Here is a 567-nt window from a genome sequence, read left to right as displayed (position 1 = left end):
TGCAGCGTCCGCGGCAGCACACCGTGCTGCAGAGCCAACACCATCTTGATCACACCAGCAGCACCAGCCGCCGCCTGCGTATGACCGATGTTCGACTTCACCGAACCCAGCCACAACGGCCGCTCACGATCCTGCCCGTACGTCGCCAGAATCGCCTGCGCCTCGATCGGATCACCCAACGCCGTACCCGTACCGTGCGCCTCCACCACATCCACATCCGCCGGCCGAAGACCCGCACCCGCCAGCGCCTGCCGGATCACCCGCTGCTGCGAAGGACCGTTCGGCGCCGTCAGACCATTGGACGCACCGTCCTGGTTGACCGCCGAACCCGCCACCACCGCCAGCACCCCACGACCCGCCGCACGCGCGTCCGACAGCCGCTCCACCAGCACCAGACCAGCACCCTCGGAGAACCCGGCACCGTCCGCCGCGTCCGAGAACGCCTTGCACCGGCCGTCCCCGGCCAGCCCACGCTGCCGGCTGAAGTCCAGGAACAGCCCCGGCGTCGACATCACCGTCACACCACCGGCCAACGCCAGATCACACTCACCCGAACGCACCGCCTGC

General features: G+C 69.3%; 1 protein-coding gene. It reads right to left on the bottom strand.

Annotated features, from left to right (window positions below; genetic code table 11):
* Window positions 1-567: beta-ketoacyl [acyl carrier protein] synthase domain-containing protein (locus AQJ58_RS40235; protein WP_199844811.1), on the bottom strand; the 567-nt coding region annotated here is incomplete at both ends.

The sequence above is a fragment of the Streptomyces sp. DSM 15324 genome (assembly GCF_001514285.1).
In the GTDB taxonomy this organism is placed as follows: domain Bacteria; phylum Actinomycetota; class Actinomycetes; order Streptomycetales; family Streptomycetaceae; genus Streptomyces.
Note: the sequence above shows the minus strand (reverse complement) of the source record. Positions and strands in the feature narration are given on the sequence as shown.